The following is a 20,014-nucleotide window of genomic DNA, read 5'->3' as shown; positions in this document are numbered from 1 at the left end:
CGTTCTCCTTAAAACTATCCCTCATAAATTCTGCTGTATCCTTGCACAAATGAGTCCTTTGAATATAGACATTCAACGTCTTTACGTGCCATTACACCCTTACACAAGTTTTCATCCTTTTTGATGCTTGCGTATTGTTTATCAAATTCATCAACGGTGTTAAATTTAAATCCATTAGTGTCATTAATCACTTCTGAATTACCGCTAACATTTGTGACGAAACATTTCTTTCGTAAGGCCATCGCTTCCAATAACACGATTGGAAGGCCTTCCCACTTAGATGTCAAAATAAAGTTGTCATATTCTTGAATGTTTTTCATCACTTCTTGGTTGGTAAGCCATCCTGTCACCTTGATATTGGATGCTGATAGTTCATCTCTCATTGGTCCATCACCAATCCAAACAAATTGCCATTCAGGGTGTCTTAAAGCGATTTGATTAAACAATTTTGGATTCTTTTGTTCGTTAATTCTACCGACAGTGTAGAAAACGTTTGTCAAAGTGTTCGAATCACTATTCACAAATGAATCAATGTAATCCAAATCAACGCAATTATTTACATACTTAGAATCCTTATCGATTTTTTTGGCATACTTGTATTCACCAATCCCACACGCAATGGTTGTGGTATTGAGCTTGCTTAGTATCGCTTCAATAGCGTAGTATATATTTCTTTTTACAGGTGATTCGTTTCCCATCAAAAATGAGTAACCATGTGGTGTATAGAAGAATTGGGTATTCTTCAAGCTACGGGAATTAAATAGTTTGATCATTCTACCAATGGCCCCTGCTTTTGATGAATTCAAGTGCACGATATCTGGTCTGATATCCATTATTTGCTGCTTAACTTCACAGTATGCCCTGTAATCGGCACTAGGACTAACAGCACGTTGGAAATTATTTACTTCGATTAAGTTAACTCTGTTATCAAATAGTTCTCTCAAGTTATCAGGAGTTTGTTTTCTAACCCCATAAAGCAAGGTAATATCATTACCATTTTTAGCTAGTTCATTGCATAAAAGTAGTAGGTATGAGATCACTCCTCCTCCGAGTGACTCTACAACATACATAATTTTCAGTTTTTCTTTCTCTCTTGGCATAAAATCTCCCTGTTACTAATACGCTTCGTTTGGATAAATCATAATCCAAACCGTCTTAAAACAAATCTTCACATCTAACAAAAGACTCGCATGTTCAATGTAATCAATATCTAGTTCTACCATTTCATCGAAGTCTAAGGAATTTCTTCCACTGACTTGCCATAGACCGGTGCAACCAGGTTTAACCTTTAAACGTTCCTTATCGTGTTGACTGTATTGATCGACTTCTTCTGGCAAAGGTGGTCTGGGACCAACGACTGTCATATTACCCAATAACACGTTGATTAATTGTGGTAATTCATCGATACTATGCCGTCTAATGAAGCACCCTACCCTAGTTACTCGAGGGTCATTGCTCATCTTAAACATGGCCCCATTAACTTCATTTTGTTCGGTTAATTCTTTTTTCTTAGCATCAGCATTCTGACACATTGATCTGAATTTGTAGATTCTAAAGGGTTTGCCATCCTTACCAATTCTTTCTTGGGTGTAAAAAATGGGACCTCTATCATCTAAATAAATACAAAGTGATACCACCAAAGTTAGTGGTAACGTAATTAGTAACGCAAATAAACTAGCAGCAATATCAAATAATCTTTTAACAGTAAGGTAAAAATTACTATAAATATTTGAATGCTTTTCCATTTCTATTTAACCTACCTTCTCTATTTCCCCAAAAGCTTCTTAAAGAATTTAGAAGCTGTGCTTTCTTTCTTAACTCTATCTATATTTCCAATTTCAATTGTTTCGCTGTTCCATACCTTTTCGGCGTTTTGTTCATATTGCAAGGCAACGTCTTTGCCCTTCTTCTCTGCCAAGCGGTCAAAGGCTTCCTTCATCCTAAAACGACGGCCCTCCATGTTATGGGCATCAGATGAAAACATGAAACCAAGGCCTGCATCAACGATTTTATCTGTAAAGCGTTGAATGGTTGAACCAAATCCACCAACATAACTGGTGGCCGTGATTTGGGTTAGGCATCCCTGACTGACTAAATCAAATAGGATGTCAGGATCTTGTTGAATGCCGTGATTACGTTCTGGATGAACAATAATTGGAATAATTCCTTTTACCTTCAATTCAAAAATCATGTCTTCGGCATATTCAGGAACCCCACTGTGTGGAAATTCAAGCATCATATACTTCTTGTGAGTGCCGTCCGCATACAACACATCGTCTTCATCAATGTCTTTTAAAATATCCCCGTTGATGTGAACTTCTTGCCCCGGGCGTAATTCAATACCGATATTATTATCGTTAAAGGTCTTTTGTAGGTTTTCAACCGCTATTTCGATGTCATTTCTATGATTTATATATTCGCCATCCATGTGATGGGGAGTTAGTAGGATTTTATTGATTCCCTCTGCTTCGGCTTCTCGTGCCATATCCAGAGCCATACTAATAGTCTTTGCCCCATCATCTACAGATGGCAACATGTGACAATGTAAATCAATCATTTAATAACTCCTACTTTGAATAATAGTAATAGTAATCGTTGGTGATGTTGTCCTTAGACATGTTCATCACACCACCTAGGATGTTGGCGTTAACCTTCTTTAATTGTTCTACGGCCATCTTGGCACGCTTCTTTTCTGCCACACCTTGTGGTAATACGAAAATGGTGCCGTCAACTGTAGTAGATACGATTGATGCATCAGTCATTGTGTTAACTGGTGGGACGTCAACGATTACCAAGTCATTGGGCTTGTTGAACTTATTGATAATGTCAATAATCTTACGGTTTCCTAATAATGCAGATGCATTTGGTGGAATTGGACCACTGGTAATTACGTTTAGGTTATCTATCGAAGTGTATTTGATAGTGTCTTCAATTGTTGAGTTACCAGATAGGATTGTTGATAACCCCTTTTGATTGCTGACGTTAAAACTCTTGTGAACAGTTGGTCTTCTCATATCAGCATCTACTAACACCACGTTTCGACCTTGCTTAGCATAAGTAACGGCTAAGTTGGCACTGAAAGTAGACTTACCTTCTGAAGGATCACTTGAGGTCACCATAACGCTCTTTAGATCACCATTGATGTTTGCGAATGAAATGTTAGTCATTACGGTTCTGAATTGTTCAGATACTGATGATGTTGGGTACAATTCAGCGACTAAATTAACCCCAAATTTGGAACTGTCGTCATTTAGTTTTTTCTTTGGACTCTTATTAAATAATCCCATTACACTCTTCCTTTATTTCTTAATTTGTTTACTGATGGTTTGCATATCAATATCACTAATTGTTCCTAGGTTAATTAGGCCTAAGTCCTCCTCGATAAAGTCAGTGGTAGATATCGTTTTATCGTTAAATTCACTTAATAGTGCTAAGAACATTCCTAAGATAATACCAACCAGTGCACCAGCTAGTAAACTAATCCCCTTCTTAGGGAAGATTGGTTTTTTAATTTCTCTTGCCTTTGAAATAATTGAAACGTTATTTACGTTCATAATGTTCTTGATTTTGGATTTAAAGGTAGTAGCAGTAATATTAGCGATTCTAGCCGCTTGCTTTGCATCATGAGAAGTAACATTGATATTAATAACTTGTGAATTTGTATCGGTTGAAACGTTTAATTCACTATCCTTATAAATCTTGTTACCAACTTTATGCTTTACTGAATTACCAACTGTTTGACTACCTAAAATACTTTTATATGTATTAACCAGTTGCAAGTCGGTAGATTGAATTTGTTGTTGTTCTGCTGCTTGAGCATCACGATCCAATCTTTGACTAACAATAATTTCTGATGTCGCTTGGTATTTTGGTTTTACGACAAAAAATACTCCGATTGCAAAAACTAATACTGTAATTACAACCGTAGAAATTATCAATTTGATATGTTTAGACAAAATGCGAAAGATTTTGTTTAATTCTTCTAAAGAATTAGTTTCTTGTTTCTCCACTGTAAAGCACCCTTCTATTAGTTATTTTAAATAGCTGTATTAATTAAACTATAAACAATTGTTCATTATATCATCTTAAAAACGCTAGAAAAGGGAACTAGACAAATATAACTGTAGTCTAATTAAGATTTAAACATTTTATAACTCAATTTAAATTTTCCCTTTTTGAACAGATGTATAAAAAAAGATACGACAAAAATGTCGTATCTTTTTTATTTTTTTACTTAATCTTTCAAACTTTCGTTGATTAGGCTAGAAATTCGGTTTTGTTCAGTACCAGAAACATCTTGGAATGATACACCGTCAAGCATTTCACCAGTTCCGTGTGCATAATCACTCTTAATGTTTTTATTAGTTCCTCTGTAATGTAATGCTAATTGAAGCATGTCGCTCATGGTCAAATTAGTTTTCAAGTTATGAGAAATTGAGTTCAAAAAGTCAGAATTAATCACAGTTTTGTATGAAATGGCCTTCTTCATTAGGGCTTCCAATACTAATCTTTGTCTGTATTGACGACCGTAATCACCTTGTGGATCTTGGTATCTCATGTTGGAGAACCACATTGCTTTGTTTCCATCCATATGTTCTAACTTGCCCTTAGTGTAGTGTTGGCCTTCATAACTAAATGTTAGTGGAGAAACAACATCGACTCCGCCAACTTGATCGATGGCCTTCTTAAGTCCACCTAGACTCAAAGTAACGTAGTAGTCGACTGGAATGCTGAAGTGACTTTCGATGGCATTAATTGCTTCTTTGGAACCACCGTAAGTGTAGGCAGCATTGATTTTTGATGGTGAGTATTGTGGAAAATCAGGTAAATTAACCTTCATATCACGTGGGATACTTACCATTGTGGTTGTATTGGTCTTTGGATTTAAGGTCACAATCATCATACTATCTGTACGACCCTTGTCACTTCTACCATCGAAATCAGTATCGGTACCCATAAATAGTAATGATACTGGTTTTTCAGACTTCAAAAGGGAATCGGCATCCCTAACAGTTTTCGCTCCAGAAGGTTGATATACTGCATCAGCAGTCTTTTTCACGTTATGGTAAGCGGCAAATGCACCTACTCCCACTAACACAATCAATAACGCAATAATCCATAAAACAACTTTTTTCCAAGTCTTCATGTGTTTCTTGGATGTGTTTTTGTTGTTTCTTCGACTCATGTTTTCGTCGTTATTCAAAACACTCACTCTTTTCTTTCATAATTAATATTCATAATTTCCGTGAACAATTATACATCAATAAATTTTGCATAATCCACTTAACTCCTAATTCTATATTCCTATAATTACAAATTCAAGACTGGAAAAATCATGTAGATACCAAAAACCATAACAATTAATGAAAGAATAATTACGATTTTTTTGTAAATCCCCTTCATCTTATATCGATCTGGTAACGCTTTGGTTTCAAGCATTAATAAGAATCCAAGCACAATCGGTACCATCAAGGCATTGATTACTTCGACGGTGATTGCGATTGAAACTAAGTCCTCATTGAACAATACCAATAAGGCACTAACTATTAACACCAATGAATACATTGAATAAAAACCTAGATTGGAACGATTAATGCGTTCGTTTAAACTGTGTTTCCAATCCAACACTTCAGTCATGCCCCATGTCCCGGCTAAAACAATAACGATGGCAGCAACAAGTGCTCCACCTAGGATACTTGATCCCATAATCGCTTTGGCTGGAGCCATCCCGATATATCTACCGATTGATGTTACCAAATCACCAACAGTTTCTTCGGTGGCATTAAGTTTACTATGAAACACGGTCGCAGCAAACAAAACAATGAAACCAATCATAATCCCTTGGGTAATGAATGTTCCCACCATTGTATCTGTCTGTTCCTTTTTAATCATATGACGTTTCAAGCCCTTATCAACTACCGCACTTTGTTGGTAAAAAATCATCCACGGCATAATAACCGCACCAACGTTTGCGGCTACCAAATATACATATCCATCGTCATGGATTGGAATCGATTGAATCCCGGTCATGATAGAATCCATGTTTGGATGAACCATGAAAATCCCGATGATAAATGTTAATTCAAACAAACCAAAGATAATCCCAATCTTTTCAACACGACGGTAACTACCTAAGAAGGCAATTAGGATTAGGACAAACGTACTTATTGGTACGGTAATCCATTTGGAAATTCCAAACAATTCTCCGACTCCGGCAATTCCGATAAACTCGGTCAAAAGCGCTCCAATCGTTGAAATCATCAAGGTAATTGCTGATACATATGCCCAGAATTTACCAAAGTATTCGCGGATTAATTCACCGTGACCTTTCTTTGTGACGATTCCTAAGCGAACCGTCATTTCTTGAACCATAAATAGAATTGGAATTAACAACAACTGAGGTAAAATCATAGAATAACCATAACTAGCACCAGACTGTGCTGCCGTAATTAAGCACCCTGCATCGGTATCGGCAAGCATAACAATCAGCCCCGGGCCAATCACGATTAACCACTTTTTCAACTCCAACCAGAACCCTTTCAGACGGTTGCTCGAAGTGTCGTTAATTTCTGAATCTATTATTTCTTTCATCAATAAGTATCCTTTCAATTTATTTATCTCTCTCAACAGTCAGGGTATTCAATTGTACAAAAAAATTTTCCAATAAAAAAGGGTTGTTATTTTTCATAACAACCCCTTTATCTATTTACTTGAACTTTGATCAACGTTATCAAATAACCCGTAGAATAGCTTTTGATTATCTTTCCCAAGAATTCTTGCAACATTGAAATTTTTTATATAAACACGTTTATTAATTGATTTAATGTAGACCGTTTTTTCAACAATTGAATTTGGACTTTGGTTTGGATTTAGATGGATTACATTATTTGGATTTTCCTTATATTGTTCAACTGAATCAGCTAAATTGTAACTTGGCATGATGTAATTATTAAATTGATTACTGCCTAGAAAACCAACGTTCATTCCGATAATGATGGTTAGTCCCACCGCCAATATAGATGTCATAAAGTAATTGGACAAACGACTCAGTGGCTTTTTCATCATTTGTGACACAATCGTCATCATGAAAAAGATAACCACAGCATATGCTGGATAAGCGTATCTAGCAATGTAAATTGGTCTTACCGCTACGGAAATTGCAATCCCAGTCAAAGTGGTTAATACGAAGACCAAAAGTACAATGGTGAGGGTGGATTTAAACTTCTTCGACATGTTTAGATATGCCCAAATCGTTGGATAGATTAGTAATACCATAAAGGCAATCGCATAGTATTGGCCACCGTTATCGGTAAAGACATCCGCAAACAAGTTTACAAAATTATTGATAATGTTATCAACGTTGACCGGTGGAATCCAGTAGGAAGATGACACCTGTTGGGCTTGTGCAAATGCGACAACTCCCCATGGAACAAACATTACCAAAAATACGATAATCCCACGTAGGATGGCGTTCCCATCGTATCTATTAAATTGGAATTTAACGAAGTATAAGAACAGCATCCATCCCGCTGCAACGGCTGCAAAGTAATGAGTATACGATGCAAACGAAGCAAAGATAACTGCTAAGAAAATATGACCAATCTTTTGCGAATTATCATAGTGCTGCAATTGGTTCAATACCAACGCTAAGAACAGTGCAGCTAGAGCGTACATTCTAATCTGCGTAGAGTATCTCATAATACTTGGTGCTAAGAAAAAGCCCGCCCATTGAATGGCATTGGCGCCCGGAACACCCAAGTTCTTCACAGTCTTGGACAGTGTTAAAAACGTTAAGATAGCTAATATGTATGAAAATAATCGCGCAATAATGACCTTAGTGAATAACGAATTCGTCCAAAAAGCGGTGATACTCAAGAAGAATCTTAATGCTATATAGTAAAACGGTGGATGCACATCCATCGAATCCAGTCTGATTATATCCCCGTAATTATGTCCTACCAATGCCATCGTGAAACTTTCGTCACGCCAAATTGTTGGGTGCATGAAAAATAACATATATGCAATTGATATTAAAAATAGACCCAATGTAAGTTTGGCCTTCTTATTCATCAGACGATCACACCTCTTTATTTATTACTACTAATTATATCAGAGCTTAGAAGGTGTGTCTTTTTTGCTACAGAATTATTGCACAATCAAAATCTGTTGAATGGATAATACCATTTCGCCGTCTTCGGTCATAATTGTGACCTGGTTGGGCTGCAAGTTAATTACAATCCCGTTTATTACACTCTTATTTCCATCATCATTAACATAGGTAACCTCTGTTTTGACGTGGTTTTCGCCCTTGTGTTCTAGTTCCTCATTCACACTTTGAAAATCCATATACATAAAGCTATCATCAAAGGTTTCCTTGTTCTCTTTTCTAAGGGCACTGACGTGATCAGAAAGCATGAAGCCTTGCCACTTTAGCATCCCTCTGTCGTGATAATAATAGTCAAAGAAGTTTTGAACTGTCTTGTCGTCAATGTGATGATTTAACAACTTTATCCAACCTTTCTTTTGGGGCGTTGAATGTAAGAATTACGACTGTCCCATTTAATTCCTTCAAACCCAGCGAAAACAATGGTTAACTTTAGGTCCTTTTCGATTAGGTTTAGGATTTCTTCCAAGTCAGCAATCCATGTACTTTTAACGTGATGAAGTGGTGTCACTCTGGTGATGTGACCCGGTTTGTATCTAATCATGTAGAAATTAAATTGACGGTCGTAGTGATCATAAACGACCTTAATTCTGTATTGAACGTTATATTCACGCTTAAATAATGGTTTTGCTCTATCTAGTATTAACTTTGCTGTTTGTTGATTAGTCATATGCATTTCCTCCATTGTGACCACCTACTAATCCGGAACGTTTCAACATTGTGCCACCCTTTTCGAGGCTGTGACCTTTAAAGATGGCCGTGGCACCAAACTTGTCCCTGATTTCATCTGCTACTTTATCGACTTTTGATTTTTTAATTTGCACTTCTGGGTCGGCAAAAATGTCTAACTGTTGCGCATTACTGCTGCTTAGTCTGGTGTATGAGACTCCGACATTTCTAACTCTTTCACCATGCCAATACTTATGAAATAAATCCATGACCGCTCCAACTAATTCACGGTTGTCCGAAGTTGTGGTAATTTTTTGTTCGTGTGAAATACTTGTTCTGTCGCTACCTTCGCTTTCCGCGTATGAGAAACCAAGGTAAAGATGAACACAGCTAGTTTGTTTCTTTCTGTGGCGCAAACGAGATGCCACCTGTTCGGCGATTTCGGTAATAACGACTTCTAGTTCGTGTTGGTCCTTGTAGTCCCTTGGTAGCACCTGTGAATTGGATAATCCCTTATCCTTGATTGGTACCTTTTGATCTAATTGAGCACGATCAATTCCCCACGCAATCGCAAACAATTGGTATCCCATGACACCGAGGTGCGCCTTTAATTGATATGGGTCGGTTCTAGCCAATTCACCCAGGTTATGAATGCCCAGTTTGGCTAGGTTTTCAGCGGTATGCTTACCAATACTCCAAATCTTATCGATGGGTTCAATTGGCCAAACATTCTTGGCAAAAGTGTCATAACTTAATTGGCCGACTAGGTCCTTATTGTGTTTAGCGAACAAGTCCAACGCTAGCTTAGCTTGCACGGGATTATCACCAATTCCCACGGTCGTATATAGACCAAGTCGTTGTCTGACCGTCTTTTGGATTTTTCTGGCTACTTGAGCGGGACTGTCACCGAACAATTGCCATGTGTGGGTCAAATCCAGGATGGTCTCGTCGATTGAGTATGGAAAGCAGTGTTCTTCATCAGCGAACTCGTGAAAGATTTTATTGATTGCTAAATTCTTTTGAATGTACAAATTCATCCTTGGAGGAACCACAATTAATGAATCATCCCAGGGCAAATCACGCTTTCTAGTCACGTTTGTAATGTGAAATCTTTTCTTAGCCGTCGGAGATGATGCCAAAATTAGTCCACCGTTCGTATTATCTTGATCAGACATCACTACGAGACTGGCAGTTAGTGGATTCAAGCCTAATTGAACACACTCAACACTGGCATAAAACGACTTATTATCAATGACCATAAAGACCCCTTTGGGTTCATTTGAATAATCCATTTTGGGTTCCTCCTTTCAGTAAAATATATTATACGAACAAACGTTCTTTTTTGCAAACAAAAAAACAGACCGTTTTTTCGATCTGTCGTCATAAGCCTTTTTTAATGAATAAACACTGTAACAAGTGTTATTAAACCAAAAATAACTCCCGGAACATTTGAAATAATTAAAGGCCAATCTTTGTAGGTCTTAAACCAACCATATAGTGTCCACAAGGTAGCGTTAATAGTGGCAACAAATGGTTGAATTGGGCTAACTGGGTTACCAGAAAAGTTTTGCATAATTTCTGGAATGTAAGCAATGTACATTAGTGATGAAGTAAAGATAGCCACTTTACTCATAATTTTTAGATTACGAATTCGTTTGTCAGAAACTTCTCTTCGTTGATTCTTTGGAACATAATTATCAATCTTCATTGTATATATCTCCTCTATGCATACTGAAAAATTGACAGCTATTATTTGGTTTATAGTATATTAATATTATATCACTGTCGTTTCAAGTGGTTTCTTAAGAAAAGTATAAAATTGGTTAAACTTCTTTACCAATTTTATTTGACTTTTTTCTAATCCAGTTTTAATATAATGACAAATAAACGATTGCGATGAGAAAGTTGAGTAATAACTGCCATCAACCAAAGCGAGCTTCGACTGGTGAAAGGAAGCGTTGATCAGGTTATGAAAATCCCTTTCGAGCGATGTACTGAACAAAAAGTAAAGTGCATGGGGAGCGCCCCTTACAGCGTCAGCGTATGTTAGTACGTCAAGGTAGCTTTTTTAAGCTATGAATGTAAGGTGGTACCGTGTCGAATGACGCCCTTAGTCTAATTGTAAAGTTAGATTAAGGGCGTTTTTTTGTGCCCCACAATCAGTTAATTAATACATAAAAAAGGAGATGATGGCGTGGATAGTCCGATTGATATTTTACACATAGCGATTCAATTCAAACACATACAATTTTTAAAGGAGATTTATTATGGAAGACTTAAACAAAAAGCCATTATCAGTAAAACAATACTTAGTCGTCAGTTCACTTTTATTCGCACTATTCTTTGGTGCTGGTAACTTAATTTTCCCACTTCACTTAGGCCAACTAGCGGGTGCTCATTGGTTTACCGCCATGCTTGGTTTCTTGTGCACAGGAGTGGTATTACCCTTACTATCAGTTCTAGCCATCAGTGTGACTCGTTCAAAAGGTGTCTATGATGTTGGTAAACCATTAGGACCTACCTTTGCACTAGCATTCATGGTATTAATCCACGCCACCATCGGACCACTATTTGGTACCCCTCGTACCGCTACTGTTCCTTTTGCAGTCGGTGTTCAACCATTACTACCAAGTCACTTTATGCACTATGGTTTGCTAGTATTCTCATTTCTATTCTTTCTAGCCGCATTCCTTCTTTCATACAAGGAATCATCAATCATGGCTAGTGTCGGTAAATTATTGAATCCCATCTTTTTAGTATTACTATTCGTCGTATTCTTCTTGGCATTCCTACATCCAATGAGTTCAGCGGGCAGCCAACCAGTCACTGCCACTTATCAAAGTGGATCATTTTTCAATGGTTTCTTGGAAGGTTACAACACCATGGATGCCCTAGCCGGACTTGCCTTTGGTGTTACTGTCGTAACCGCCGTTAACCAACTTGGTAAGACTAACCCACTTAGCAACGCCAAGGTCACTGCCAAAGCTGGTTTTCTAGCCGAAGCATTGGTTGGATTAATCTACGTTGTCCTAATCTGGTTGGGTGCAACTACCCTTGGTCAATTCAAGGCATCAGCAGATGGCGGTGTTGCCTTCAACCAACTAATGACCTACTACCTAGGTGCAACTGGCCACGCCCTACTAGCAACATTACTAACCCTTACATGTCTAACTACTGCTATGGGATTAGTTGCCGCATTCGCGCAAGATTTCCACAAACATTTCCCAGCATTAAGCTACGTTCAATGGTTAGGACTAATGTGTGTCGCATCATTTCTAACTGCTAACTTCGGGCTAGATACCATCATCCAATGGTCAACTCCAATGCTAATGTTCCTATACCCATTCGCAATAGTATTAATCCTACTATCAGTATTCTCCCCACTATTCAAACGTGATTCAGTCGTCTACTTCTGGGTCGTATTATTAACTACTGTGCCTGCATTAATGGACATGTTAGCATCATTTCCACCAGTCGTATCACAAAGCGCATTCGCTAAGATGGTCGGCAACTTCCAACAAAGTTATCTTCCATTGGCATCAATCGGAATGGATTGGGTTCCATTTGCGGTCGTTGGTTTACTACTTGGCCTAATGTGTCACTGGTACACAAATAAAAAATATTTACAAACCGTTACAGAATAACGTTTAAACAAACAATCAGAGTTGAGCGAAATGTTCAACTCTTTTTTTATTGGCCAAGAGTGATAACATACTTAAGTAAGAAGGGAAGTGCTATTTTGAAAAGTAAAAAAGTAATCATTTCTATTATATCAATTGTTGCTGTTTTAATCCTAGGAACAGTGGCGTTTGCATCCGTTAAGCATAACGATCAAACCCATAAAACTGCTGAATCAAGCAGTTCAAAAGCAACAACTTCTACTGTATCAACTAACAGTAGTTCATCTTCTATGTCATCTAGTTCAAGCAGCAAAAAAGAAACTGCTAAGTCAAAAGAGCAACCAAAGCAATACACTATTCCAATTCCCGCTAGTCCAATTTACAAACCAATCACCCACGATTTCTACGGTAATTGGTACTACGGTAATCAAGCCAAGATTCAAGTCGGTGACTACATCTTTAGAGGTGATCACCCTACCGACCCAGTATCTGGCCCCGGTCCATTGGTAATGGAAAGATATCGTACAACTAACGCCGTGTACATCAGATCATTATACGAAATTAACACATACTGGCCTGCAACACTTAAGGTCAACGGCGATGAAAGTTACAACGTGATGGTCACAAGTAACGCCGACAAGTTCACTGATTTCAAGATTTACACATCAGTTCCTACCAAACAACCAATTAAGGAATATGTCTATAAACAAAGTCATCCCGAATTAGTAGACAAGAAATTCATTTCTACCGATGAATTAGATTCTCTAAAATAAAATTTGACTTTAATAAATTTTGCTGATATATTTTTTATATTCAATAAATCAGTTTAAAAAAGCGATGAAAAAGCAGAGTAACAATTCAGCTAGTTCAAGAGAGTCCCTACTTTCTGGAAACGGGATAACTACTAAATTGCGAAAGTATCTTTGGAGCTATATACCGAAATCTGTTGGAGAGTAACGTATATTGGGTACACCCATTACAGTGTTAGCGTATGTTAGTACGTGAAGTGGCTAGACTATTTGTCTAGCAATTAAAGGTGGTACCGTGCACAAAGCACCCTTGGTTCAATACGAACTAAGGGTGCTTTTTTATTGCTTTAAAAAAGGAGATGATGGTTATGAAAAACGTTGTGAGTAGTTAGCACATATAACAAATCAAGAACACAATTATTAAAGGAGCACTTATTATGCAAAACGAAATCAAAGACATTAATACAAAACCATTGTCGATCAAACAATATCTAATCATCGGTTCAATGTTATTCGCACTATTCTTCGGTGCGGGTAACCTAATCTTCCCAATTCACTTGGGTCAATTATCAGGTGCCAACTGGGTACCTGCCATGCTAGGTTTTCTAGCATCCGGGGTATTATTACCACTACTTTCAGTTCTATCCATAAGTATCTCTCGTGCAAAGGGAGTATACGACATTGCCAAACCACTGGGACCAGTATTTGCAATTATTTTCTTAGTATTAGTTCATTCAACATTGGGACCATTGTTTGCCACACCTAGAACTGCTAGCGTTAACTTTACCGTTGGGATTCAACCATTCATCCCCAATCACTACATCAAACTAGCAATGTTTATCTTTACCGCACTATTCTTCATTGCTACATTCTACCTATCATATCGAACTTCAAGCATCATCGATAACCTAGGTAAGATTTTAAATCCATTATTCTTAGCACTATTATTCCTAGCATTCCTATTGGCATTTTTACATCCAATGGGTGCTGCTTCAGCACAACCAGTTACTCAAGCTTACCAAAATCAATCATTCTTCAATGGTTTCTTACAAGGTTACAACACCATGGATGCATTGGCTGGTTTAGCCTTTGGGGTTACCGTTGTTTCCGCTGTTAACCAACTGGGTAAGACATCCCCTAAATCCAATGCCAAGGTAACAGCCAGAGCTGGTCTAATCTCAGAAGCATTAGTTGGAATCATCTACATCATTCTAATCTGGATTGGTGCCACTTCATTGAACCTATTTAAGATTAGCACTGATGACGGTGGAACTACTTTTAATCAATTCATGGGTCACTACTTGGGAATCACCGGACACGCCTTACTAGCAACACTAATGACTCTAACCTGTGTTACCACAGCCGTTGGTTTAGTTGCCGCATTCGCTCAAGATTTCCACGAACACTTCCCTCGTTTCTCATACCACCAATGGTTAGCATTTAACTGTTTCGTATCATTTATCATCGCAAACGAAGGATTATCACTTATAATTACTTGGTCAACTCCAGTATTGATGTTCCTATACCCATTTGCGATTGTATTAATCATCCTAGCACTATGCTCACCACTATTTAAAAAAGATAGAAATGTTTACCTATTCACCATTATCTTCACTCTAATCCCAGCATTCTTCGATATGTTGGCAGCCTTCCCACCAGTTATCTCAAACATCTCTTTCATCCGCAATTTAATTAATGCGGAACAAAAAATTTTACCGTTTGCCTCAATTGGTATGGACTGGGTAATTCCAGCTATCGTTGGTGCCATCATCGGATTAATCATTTACAAGACTTCCGGTCATAAAAAAGCTTAAATTTAATAAAAACTTAACGGCTATCCGCAGGGGGTAGCCGTTTTATTTGTGGTGAAAAGTGCTAAAATAAAGTTGTATAAATTACGTGGAGGCGCAATATGAAAAAATTATCAATTATTGGATTTGCTTTATTAGCAGTTGTAACACTTAGCGCATGTTCAAATTCCAAGACTAATCAAAAAGCGGATCAATCAACTAAACCCACTAAGTACGTCAAACTAGTAAACGAAAACAACCAAACCAAATTGGTTACTAAAAAGGGTAGCATTACTTTCTATAAGACCTACCGCGGTACTAGCTATGATAACAATGGTAAGAAACGTTTCGACATGGCTCTATACAGTTTCAAAGCCACTAACAATTCAGACAAGATGTTGACCGCTGGCCAAATCGTAAACAACACAAAACTACTTGCTTCGGCTAAAATCGATGGTAAGGACAAGAAACTAGATCAACCACTTGCCTACTCATCTGCTTACACCAACAAAAATGCGAATGAACAAGCTAAATTGAATCGCTATGAACAAAGTTGGGAAAACGAACCAATTCGCCCACATCAAACAATTATTGTAACTAGTCCGGACGCCTTTCAATTAGTCGATAACGGCAACAACGAAGACTTGTTGGTAGTTACTCAAGATAACTACACTAAGAAGTCCGTTATCAGTCAAAAACACAACAAACTATCACTATCACAAATTCACGCTAAGAAAGTTAATCAAGCTATCGATATCGTGAAGTAATAAAAAAACGTTGAGAAATTTATCTCAACGTTTTTTATTTTTGCGTATATATAATTAGAAGTTAACTGATGGTGCGTTTTGAGCGTTTGAATCAGCTGTGAAGTAGTTAACCTTCTTGTGACCAGTCATACCAGCAACGATTGAACCTGGGAACTTAACAATCTTGTCGTTGTATGCTCTAGCAGCTTGGTTGTATCTGTTTCTTTCAACACTGATGCGGTTTTCACTACCTTCTAGTTGAACCATCAATGTTTGCATGTTTGAGTTAGATGCAAGATTTGGGTATGCTTCCTTAATTGATCCAACCAAGATGTTCAATGAACGTTCTTGAGTATTTAGGGCATTTACCTTGTCAGAAGTTGAACTAGCATTATTGTATTGGTTCTTGGCATTGTAGTATTGAGTACGCGCCTTTGTGATGTCGCTATATACTGATTTTTCTTGTTTTTGTTGACCCTTAACGGCGTTAACCAAGTTAGGGATTAAATCAGCACGGCGTTGTAGGACTGTTTGAACTTGTCCTAATTGTTCTTCAACGCCTTGTTCGCTGGTAGCCATGCTGTTAGCAGACTTGATAAATCCACCAATTAAAGCGAATAGTAAAACGATAACAACTGCTAGTGATATGAACCAGCCCTTTTTGTAAAATGGTTTATTTTCAATCATAATTTATCTCCTTAATTTAAATTGAGGAACCTCCGCCCCCAAAGTTTCCGCCGCCTCCAGACGAGCTAAATCCACCTGATGAGCCCCCACCAAATGAACCGCCTCTACCGGAGCCGCCTAAGCCACCAAGCAATGCCCCTAATAAGAAGGCATCTCCTGAATCATAGCGACCACCGCCACCACCGCCGTTGCGGTGGTTATCGTCATCATCGCCATTGCTCTTTACAATCCAAATAGCTGTCCCAACGATAACGATAATAACGATTATCAATAAAATTCCGGCCAATGAATTATTATGATTTTTTTCAGCCTCTGCTTTGGCATAGCTTATAGACTTATTGGCATAGCGTTTATCTAAAATCGATGCGACTTGGTTAAAAGTATTTTCCAATCCTTGGTTAATCTCGTCGTTGTTGCTTGATTTCAATAACGACTTATTAGCCTGTAGGATTTGATTGGTGGTAGCATCTGGTAGGATGTCTTCAACACCGTATCCGGTGGAGATACGGACATTGTTCTTACCACCGTTTTGGGCAAATAGGATTAATACCCCATTGTCCAAGCCCTTTTTACCAAACTTCCATCTAGCATTGTCTAGCAAGCTATCGGAGTAACCGTCGATATCTTGATTCCCGGTACTTTTCACGGTCATCATGACAATCTGAGGTTGTGTTTTAGTTTTTTGATATTCTTTTTCTTTATTAATTACCAATTGTTTTGTCTTATCAGTCAATATATTGGCATAATCATCAACAACATACTCTTTGGTAGGTGTTGGATTGGTGCTTTCTGCGTGTGTTGTAATTGGCACAAACCACATTATAGCAACCAATGGCAAGACAATCGCAGCCAGCCATTTTATATTTTTCAATCTATCTCCTCACTTCCCCATTTGATTAGCTTCAATATTACATAAATCCATATTAATAGTAAAGTTTTTTATTTTTGCAAAAATGATTATAATGTATATATAAATTTAAGTCAGGAGTTTTAAAATGGACGCTATTGAATTGGGAAAAGACAAAGCCCAACAGTTGAATAAATTCATCGAATTAGCTACACAAAGTATCGATGATAATAAACGAGACGACGCCATTTCTTTACTAAGCTCTGCTATTTCACAATATCCAGCAGGAGTTATGACTACTGAAGAAATCGAAGGGAAAATCCCAAGTCGTTCTGAAATCTTAACTAAACTAGGAATTATTTTTACAGAATCCGGAGCAACACTAGATCCTACCGGAGTACATCTATTTCAACAAGCCATCTTATACGATCGTAAATACGTTGCCGCTAATTACTACTTAGGTAAAATTCTAATGAATAATGGTAACATTGCTGAAGCAAATGAATTAATGGAACGAGCTTTAAACAATAGTACTGAAGGTGACCGTTTCTATGGGCCAGCTAAAAAGGCCATTGAAGAAATGAATGATTTAATAGATAGCAAGGATCCAATATTTGCTACCGACTACTTAATTGGCCAATCAATGTCCCATGCTCTAATCGATAGTCCCATTGGAACATTTAAGAAGATGAGTTTCGATAAGATTGAAAATAAGTACGATGCCAATGTACAAATGTTTCCAACCGATGACACTACCGAAAAGCTAAACGGCATTCGTGAATTCAACTCTAACCATGGTTTTGAACAAACCAGTTTCGAAGAATTCCTACCCGCTCACCTACCATTATTTGAAGAACACAATCAACTTTCATTGATGCTAGGTGAAGGCTACACTTTAATCGATATGGGAGCAGAAATCTATGACGTTTGTGGTCTAAACATCGAACCTCAATTGACGTTCACATTCTACAAACTGATTAATAATGAAACAAACTGCCACTCATACCTATTATTAGCCGGTAAGAGTCCATTGGAATTAAAGGACAGGCAACTAAGCAATGACGACAGTTTGGAATACGACACCCGTATTTTTGACGTCTACAAGAACAAAATCTTCTTTGATTCAGACAATATGATTAAGTTCTCCCTTGCACTAGCCAAGGACTACTTTAACGATGATATTACATTGGATAACATCGAAAACAAGTCCATTAGCGGTGTTAAGGATGAAACATTCAACCAATTACTAGAAATCCATGATGACTTCAATATCAACGATTCACGTGTTCGAATTATCATCGATACAGATATCAAAGCATAATAAAAAAGCTACCAATTATTGGTAGCTTTTTTTATGTGATTATTAAGCGTCAGCTTCCACTTTTTCAGCGTAAGCTTGTTCTTCCTTCATTAAACGTTTCTTTTCGCGTTCATTGAACCATGGTGAAACAGTGAAGGCTAAGATATCGTTGGCAACGTAAATTGCTGAGTTAACAAACATAGCAAGAGTTGCTGATCCTTCTCTGAAAGTGATGAACCATAAAACAACTTGGGCTAGACCTGAAGCTAACCACCAGAAGTATTGGTTGTTGTAACGTAGGAAACAGATGATTCCGGCAGTTAAACAAACAGCAAAACTAAAGGCATCGTAGAATGGACGTGGTTCGTTAGTAAGTGCTTTGATTGCGAAACCAGAAATTAAGTAAACGGCTAGAGTGAAGATAATTGAAATTGCCCAACTCTTAGCAGTGAACTTTCTGATCTTAGAAACCATGTTAACGTTCCAGTCAGTACTTAATAGAACTGGAATATCTAATGTAATAACGTATGCTAATTGTTCACCGATACTTAAGTAGTTCTTTGCTGAGAAACCAACAATGATGAAACAGATTGCTGATAGAATTCCCAACACCCCGTTAACTGACTTAGCAGCGTTAATTGCAAGAACACATAGTACCCCTAAAGTAGTACCGATGAAAGTTAAAATTGAAAGCCATGTAATTGGTGCATTTACCAATGTCATAACTTGAGCACCTAAACTAAAGAAGAATAAGTAGTAATTTTGTTGTGGCCAACCCTTTAGTTGGTGGGCCAAAAATTTAAAATAAGCTGACACAATGAAAAACCCCTATCTCTATATTTGGAACCTAAAATATGTATGCATACAATATATAGTGTTCGTTCTTAAAAACAACACTATATATACTACCATGCTCAATATTTTTTGCAAGGGTCCCAAAAGTCGAGATAAGGGTCAAATTACCGAAATTACGGTAATAATTAAATATTAAATTTTTTTATTTTTATTTTTGAAACTATCTGTGGTTATTTTTGCGTCGATAACGACAGAACCAGCTAGAATGCTGATCAACATAAACACAATAATTCCGACCGCAGAATCGTCAAACAGTTTTACTGACAGAACCACTGATATTAACAGCACCAAAAAGAAGACGATTGATTCTAACAATTGGTTACTTGATTGCTTTTGCACGTGAAAAAGAAAGTAAATCACCTTGTTGGTCCTGTTAAGCAAGACTACCAAGAAGTATACCAATAGCAACAACAATCCAGTTAGCAACCAGTTGAATTTCAGCAATTCTGATGCCAAAACTACAATGGATAGTGGCACCCATAAGACAAGTAGTTCTGCGATAAAAAATCTTAAGTCAATATGCATGATATATTGCTACTCCTACATAATATGTATATTCTATTGTATCATTTGGGTAATGTTTTCGG

The 20,014-nt window shown here is 37.5% G+C and carries 21 protein-coding genes and 2 other annotated features; of the genes, 5 read left to right on the top strand and 16 right to left on the bottom strand.

What is annotated here, in order from left to right; all coding sequences use genetic code 11:
- Positions 1-14: 14 nt before the first annotated feature.
- From KTJ72_RS02225 to KTJ72_RS02170, 12 genes are all read right to left on the bottom strand, one after another.
- Entirely contained in the window at positions 15-1,100 is a 1,086-nt protein-coding gene (locus tag KTJ72_RS02225; protein WP_217304041.1) for a glycosyltransferase, read from the bottom strand.
- 15 nt (positions 1,101-1,115) lie between these two features.
- Positions 1,116-1,745: a sugar transferase gene (locus KTJ72_RS02220; protein WP_057198462.1), complete on the bottom strand. Its 630-nt coding sequence runs from the start codon at positions 1,743-1,745 to the stop codon at positions 1,116-1,118.
- A gap of 20 nt (positions 1,746-1,765) precedes the next feature.
- Complete coding sequence (locus KTJ72_RS02215) at positions 1,766-2,557, bottom strand: tyrosine-protein phosphatase (protein WP_217304040.1); 792 nt, start codon at positions 2,555-2,557, stop codon at positions 1,766-1,768.
- A 10-nt stretch (positions 2,558-2,567) separates the two neighbouring features.
- On the bottom strand, positions 2,568-3,287 hold the full coding sequence (locus KTJ72_RS02210; protein ID WP_217304039.1) for a CpsD/CapB family tyrosine-protein kinase: 720 nt from the start codon (positions 3,285-3,287) through the stop codon (positions 2,568-2,570).
- Between the two features lie 12 nt (positions 3,288-3,299).
- Positions 3,300-4,010, bottom strand: coding sequence for a YveK family protein (locus KTJ72_RS02205; protein ID WP_057198466.1), 711 nt, complete (start codon positions 4,008-4,010; stop codon positions 3,300-3,302).
- A 224-nt stretch (positions 4,011-4,234) separates the two neighbouring features.
- Complete coding sequence (locus KTJ72_RS02200; protein ID WP_051592224.1) at positions 4,235-5,185, bottom strand: LCP family glycopolymer transferase; 951 nt, start codon at positions 5,183-5,185, stop codon at positions 4,235-4,237.
- Between the two features lie 125 nt (positions 5,186-5,310).
- On the bottom strand, positions 5,311-6,591 hold the full coding sequence (locus tag KTJ72_RS02195; protein WP_249419535.1) for an NRAMP family divalent metal transporter: 1,281 nt from the start codon (positions 6,589-6,591) through the stop codon (positions 5,311-5,313).
- A gap of 111 nt (positions 6,592-6,702) precedes the next feature.
- Positions 6,703-8,070, bottom strand: coding sequence for a hypothetical protein (locus KTJ72_RS02190; RefSeq protein ID WP_217304038.1), 1,368 nt, complete (start codon positions 8,068-8,070; stop codon positions 6,703-6,705).
- 75 nt (positions 8,071-8,145) lie between these two features.
- Positions 8,146-8,505, bottom strand: a complete 360-nt coding sequence (locus tag KTJ72_RS02185) for a hypothetical protein (RefSeq protein WP_217304037.1) — start codon at positions 8,503-8,505, stop codon at positions 8,146-8,148.
- A 2-nt stretch (positions 8,506-8,507) separates the two neighbouring features.
- Complete coding sequence (locus KTJ72_RS02180; protein WP_217304036.1) at positions 8,508-8,834, bottom strand: hypothetical protein; 327 nt, start codon at positions 8,832-8,834, stop codon at positions 8,508-8,510.
- Positions 8,827-10,125 (bottom strand): Y-family DNA polymerase, encoded by a 1,299-nt coding sequence (locus KTJ72_RS02175; protein WP_217304035.1) that lies wholly within the window; start codon positions 10,123-10,125, stop codon positions 8,827-8,829. The genes KTJ72_RS02180 and KTJ72_RS02175 overlap by 8 nt, the downstream gene beginning before the upstream one ends.
- Positions 10,126-10,226: 101 nt before the next feature.
- Positions 10,227-10,466 (bottom strand): SemiSWEET family transporter, encoded by a 240-nt coding sequence (locus KTJ72_RS02170; RefSeq protein WP_250232887.1) that lies wholly within the window; start codon positions 10,464-10,466, stop codon positions 10,227-10,229.
- A gap of 254 nt (positions 10,467-10,720) precedes the next feature.
- Positions 10,721-10,948, top strand: a binding site (T-box leader).
- Positions 10,949-11,100: 152 nt separating this feature from the next.
- On the opposite strand from KTJ72_RS02170, the gene brnQ (KTJ72_RS02165) reads away from it, so the two are divergent.
- The 4 genes from brnQ (KTJ72_RS02165) (at position 11,101) to KTJ72_RS02150 (ending at position 15,759) form a co-directional block, all read left to right on the top strand.
- Positions 11,101-12,477, top strand: a complete 1,377-nt coding sequence (gene brnQ / locus KTJ72_RS02165; RefSeq protein WP_094750834.1) for a branched-chain amino acid transport system II carrier protein — start codon at positions 11,101-11,103, stop codon at positions 12,475-12,477.
- 95 nt (positions 12,478-12,572) lie between these two features.
- The gene (locus KTJ72_RS02160; protein ID WP_217304034.1) at positions 12,573-13,226 is read left to right on the top strand and encodes a hypothetical protein; all 654 of its coding nucleotides are present in this window, start codon (positions 12,573-12,575) and stop codon (positions 13,224-13,226) included.
- 55 nt (positions 13,227-13,281) lie between these two features.
- Positions 13,282-13,517: a binding site (T-box leader), on the top strand.
- Positions 13,518-13,639: 122 nt separating this feature from the next.
- The gene (gene brnQ / locus KTJ72_RS02155; protein WP_249419534.1) at positions 13,640-15,016 is read left to right on the top strand and encodes a branched-chain amino acid transport system II carrier protein; all 1,377 of its coding nucleotides are present in this window, start codon (positions 13,640-13,642) and stop codon (positions 15,014-15,016) included.
- Positions 15,017-15,114: 98 nt separating this feature from the next.
- Positions 15,115-15,759, top strand: coding sequence for a hypothetical protein (locus tag KTJ72_RS02150; RefSeq protein ID WP_217304033.1), 645 nt, complete (start codon positions 15,115-15,117; stop codon positions 15,757-15,759).
- A gap of 54 nt (positions 15,760-15,813) precedes the next feature.
- Here the strand turns inward: KTJ72_RS02150 and KTJ72_RS02145 are convergent, their stop codons facing one another.
- Both KTJ72_RS02145 and KTJ72_RS02140 read right to left on the bottom strand, forming a co-directional pair.
- On the bottom strand, positions 15,814-16,425 hold the full coding sequence (locus KTJ72_RS02145) for a LemA family protein (protein ID WP_053796950.1): 612 nt from the start codon (positions 16,423-16,425) through the stop codon (positions 15,814-15,816).
- Positions 16,426-16,441: 16 nt separating this feature from the next.
- The gene (locus KTJ72_RS02140; RefSeq protein ID WP_217304032.1) at positions 16,442-17,296 is read right to left on the bottom strand and encodes a TPM domain-containing protein; all 855 of its coding nucleotides are present in this window, start codon (positions 17,294-17,296) and stop codon (positions 16,442-16,444) included.
- Positions 17,297-17,420: 124 nt separating this feature from the next.
- Between KTJ72_RS02140 and KTJ72_RS02135 the strand changes: the two genes are divergently transcribed.
- The gene (locus KTJ72_RS02135; protein ID WP_217304031.1) at positions 17,421-18,593 is read left to right on the top strand and encodes a tetratricopeptide repeat protein; all 1,173 of its coding nucleotides are present in this window, start codon (positions 17,421-17,423) and stop codon (positions 18,591-18,593) included.
- 42 nt (positions 18,594-18,635) lie between these two features.
- On the opposite strand, the gene pnuC is transcribed toward KTJ72_RS02135, so the two are convergent.
- Positions 18,636-19,388, bottom strand: coding sequence for a nicotinamide riboside transporter PnuC (pnuC, locus tag KTJ72_RS02130; RefSeq protein WP_034532248.1), 753 nt, complete (start codon positions 19,386-19,388; stop codon positions 18,636-18,638).
- Positions 19,389-19,559: 171 nt separating this feature from the next.
- Positions 19,560-19,952: a hypothetical protein gene (locus KTJ72_RS02125; RefSeq protein WP_217304030.1), complete on the bottom strand. Its 393-nt coding sequence runs from the start codon at positions 19,950-19,952 to the stop codon at positions 19,560-19,562.
- Between the last annotated feature and the right edge of the window lie 62 nt (positions 19,953-20,014).

The sequence above is a fragment of the Apilactobacillus waqarii genome (assembly GCF_019061205.1).
Taxonomy (GTDB): domain Bacteria; phylum Bacillota; class Bacilli; order Lactobacillales; family Lactobacillaceae; genus Apilactobacillus; species Apilactobacillus waqarii.
This window is presented reverse-complemented; position numbering and strand designations above follow the sequence as displayed.

Coding starts and splice junctions, on each gene's coding strand:
- KTJ72_RS02225 (WP_217304041.1), bottom strand. CDS start 1,100: ATGCCAAGAGAGAAAGAAAAACTGAAAATTATGTATGTTGTAGAGTCA.
- KTJ72_RS02220 (WP_057198462.1), bottom strand. CDS start 1,745: ATGGAAAAGCATTCAAATATTTATAGTAATTTTTACCTTACTGTTAAA.
- KTJ72_RS02215 (WP_217304040.1), bottom strand. CDS start 2,557: ATGATTGATTTACATTGTCACATGTTGCCATCTGTAGATGATGGGGCA.
- KTJ72_RS02210 (WP_217304039.1), bottom strand. CDS start 3,287: ATGGGATTATTTAATAAGAGTCCAAAGAAAAAACTAAATGACGACAGT.
- KTJ72_RS02200 (WP_051592224.1), bottom strand. CDS start 5,185: ATGAGTCGAAGAAACAACAAAAACACATCCAAGAAACACATGAAGACT.
- KTJ72_RS02195 (WP_249419535.1), bottom strand. CDS start 6,591: ATGAAAGAAATAATAGATTCAGAAATTAACGACACTTCGAGCAACCGT.
- KTJ72_RS02190 (WP_217304038.1), bottom strand. CDS start 8,070: ATGAATAAGAAGGCCAAACTTACATTGGGTCTATTTTTAATATCAATT.
- KTJ72_RS02180 (WP_217304036.1), bottom strand. CDS start 8,834: ATGACTAATCAACAAACAGCAAAGTTAATACTAGATAGAGCAAAACCA.
- KTJ72_RS02175 (WP_217304035.1), bottom strand. CDS start 10,125: ATGGATTATTCAAATGAACCCAAAGGGGTCTTTATGGTCATTGATAAT.
- KTJ72_RS02170 (WP_250232887.1), bottom strand. CDS start 10,466: ATGAGTAAAGTGGCTATCTTTACTTCATCACTAATGTACATTGCTTAC.
- brnQ (WP_094750834.1), top strand. CDS start 11,101: ATGGAAGACTTAAACAAAAAGCCATTATCAGTAAAACAATACTTAGTC.
- brnQ (WP_249419534.1), top strand. CDS start 13,640: ATGCAAAACGAAATCAAAGACATTAATACAAAACCATTGTCGATCAAA.
- KTJ72_RS02150 (WP_217304033.1), top strand. CDS start 15,115: ATGAAAAAATTATCAATTATTGGATTTGCTTTATTAGCAGTTGTAACA.
- KTJ72_RS02145 (WP_053796950.1), bottom strand. CDS start 16,425: ATGATTGAAAATAAACCATTTTACAAAAAGGGCTGGTTCATATCACTA.
- KTJ72_RS02135 (WP_217304031.1), top strand. CDS start 17,421: ATGGACGCTATTGAATTGGGAAAAGACAAAGCCCAACAGTTGAATAAA.
- KTJ72_RS02125 (WP_217304030.1), bottom strand. CDS start 19,952: ATGCATATTGACTTAAGATTTTTTATCGCAGAACTACTTGTCTTATGG.